The sequence below is a fragment of the Muribaculum sp. genome, assembly GCF_029051885.1.
Classification (GTDB): domain Bacteria; phylum Bacteroidota; class Bacteroidia; order Bacteroidales; family Muribaculaceae; genus Muribaculum.
In genome coordinates, this window is the sequence record NZ_JAIDKI010000021.1 from 1 (window position 1) to 2,686 (window position 2,686).

The window sequence follows — 2,686 nt, forward strand, 5'->3', positions numbered from 1 at the left end:
CTCCTTCGTCACATGTCGAAAATCGTCTCAAGCTATACGACCCTGGCGGCAACATTTATTATTAAACAAGCTCTAATTATAATATGGCAAACTCCGTGATTTTAACATTGTCCATTATACTCGCCGTAGTTATTGGCATTATTGTATTCGTAGCTTTAACTCTTGCCTATAAGTATGATGGGCGACAAAACAGTTAAATCTTTTTTTCCATAGCCTCGAAATGCTTTTGGCGTAAGTTTCGTTGTCATTACGCCCCGGCGACTACACGACAAATTTAGGCAGGCGCACTATAGTGAGTCGAAACCATGGCATATCCGACTACACTCCCTCTATAATAAAAAAAGCCGCTAGGGAAACAAATCCGCAGCGGCTCAAAACGATATAGTCAATAAATCAGAATTTGTATCCGAAAGACAGCACAAGCTGATTATAATTGGACTTTACTGTAGCCTGAGGAGAATTCTCAACAATAGTGCCGTCGACAACTATAGGAGAATAAGCATGCCAGGTAGATTCGCGATGCTTGTTGACATAAGCAAGGTCTATCGCAAAACCGCCTACGCGATAACCGAGGCCGGCCGTAATGTACTGCGTCGCCTTATTGAACGAATAAGAGGGAATCGTGCCTGCAAACTGTATATTCTCACCATTATTGGCAACCCACTGTTTCACAGGTGACGACTCATAGCTGTAGCCTGCACGCAGACTGAGCTGGGGAGTCACACGGTACTCGGCTCCGACACGGAATATATTCACACCTTTATAGTATGTATTAATCTCATCGGTGACATCGACTTTCTCATTATTATTGACGTCAGAAAGCTGCATATTCGAGCCACGATACTCATAGTCGGCACTGATGATAGCCTTACCTCCGATTACACCGGCAGCTCCGACCATTATGCGCCAGGGGGTGCGGAGATGATAATCATGATAATTATCATATAACCCATTGGCAACTACACTGCCGGACTCTTGTTTATAATGCTCTCCGTTGGGAGCAAGCAGCCCATTGTCGGGAGTCATGTTATAGTCAATGGCACCCCAGTATGTATCGGTCATTGAATACCATGTAGGGGTATGCACCGCGATACCTATACGAAATTCGTTGATTGGCTTGAGTATTAGGCCCAACTTGACATTAAATCCCGAGCCGGATGAATGAAGATAATTGGTAAGCGCATAGCTGGCAGTTCCAGGCACATCCTTATAATATAAATCTTTAGGCCCCTCCTCGGTGGACACGTTCAGATAGGCGTTGCTAAGACGCTCGCCATAGTACGACCACTGGGTATAATCTATGTCAGTAATGCCGAATCCAAGACCCCAGTAAAGAGTGTTGTAGATATTACCGCCAAATGTAATATTATATTCGTCGACATGACCCTTTTCGCGGATTTCAAAATCGGCCGAGCCGGTTGTACCGTCGCCCATCAATCCCTGAAACGATATCTGTCCATTGGAATTCTCCTCGGCATTGTTTATTATGAACCCGTTATATGCCAAAACCGACATCCATGGCGCATAGTCATAAGGATTATAATCTTTGGCCCAGCTAAGGTCGGCATCGGTATATGGGCTATAACCGTCGCCCATAGGATTGAGCGAGTTGGTAAATGCAGCCACATAGTTGGATAGCGAAGATCCGCCAAGATTATGGAAATTGCCCTTGAACACACGGTCAAACGAATTGATACGCGAGTATGAAGCGCCGAACGAGAATGTAGGAGTAGCCTCGCTGTAGAGCTTCATCGTACCGATATATCCGAAATTGTTTACGTTGAAGCGGGTCTGATTGTGGGTGTCGGTCATTGATGGAGCCGAAGCCTGAAACGATTGAAAATTCAAATCGAGAGTTATACCCACCTCACTGCTGCGATATATGCCGATACCGGCAGGATTCTGATTAAGAGTAGACAGGTCACCGCCAAGAGCGGTAAACGCACCGCCCATCGACATGAATCGTGCGGTACCGCGCATTCCAAGTTCAGACAGATGTGCCACATCGACACCAGCCTGTGCCATTGCAATTGCCGGAACGACGGCTGTAGCTGCTATTAATAAAGATTTTTTCATATACCAGTGGATGAAAACAGTTATGCAACAAAAATATAGTAATAGGCATTAGGGACCGGAACTCATCGACGTCCTCCGCGCGAGGTAGTGCCTCCACCACCGCCACGGGAAGAGCCCCCACCCCATCCGCTGCCTCTGCTACTGCGAGAGGGCGACGGCGAATTGTATGACGGAGATGATGAGCGAGAGTTGCCCCTACCCGAACGGTATGTTCCGGAATTATTATTTGACGGTGTATGTGACGGTGTGTATGATGGCGAGTTATTATTGCCGGGGCGATAATTGCCGACGTTGCCGTTTGATGCGGGAGTCGAGGAAGAGCCACCGGGGCGATAATTGCCAAGCGACTGTCGGGTCACATTGCTTGCACGACCGTTATTAGTGCGGTTATTGAAAGGCGAGCCGGGATGTGAGTTTCCTACACCGGTATAACCATTGCGGATACCCGCAGACTGGCGTCCATTGGGCGTATAGGTTCCGGGGCGCCATGCCACACCGCCCCATCCGTGACACCATCCTGGACCACATCCCGGGCCCCATCCCCATGACGGGCCCCAGCTCCAGGCCGGACCCCAGTAACCGGGCCCCCAAGCCAATGAAGGACCCCAGC

Annotated in this window: 1 protein-coding gene and 1 pseudogene; both read right to left on the minus strand. The window is 48.4% G+C overall.

Annotated features, from left to right (window positions below):
- Positions 1–393: 393 nt before the first annotated feature.
- The gene (locus tag K2I50_RS00770; protein WP_301024346.1) at positions 394–2,076 is read right to left on the minus strand and encodes an OmpP1/FadL family transporter; all 1,683 of its coding nucleotides are present in this window, start codon (positions 2,074–2,076) and stop codon (positions 394–396) included.
- A gap of 62 nt (positions 2,077–2,138) precedes the next feature.
- A pseudogene (locus K2I50_RS00775) lies at positions 2,139–2,686 on the minus strand (hypothetical protein); the annotation flags it as partial.

Coding starts and splice junctions, on each gene's coding strand:
- K2I50_RS00770 (WP_301024346.1), bottom strand. CDS start 2,076: ATGAAAAAATCTTTATTAATAGCAGCTACAGCCGTCGTTCCGGCAATT.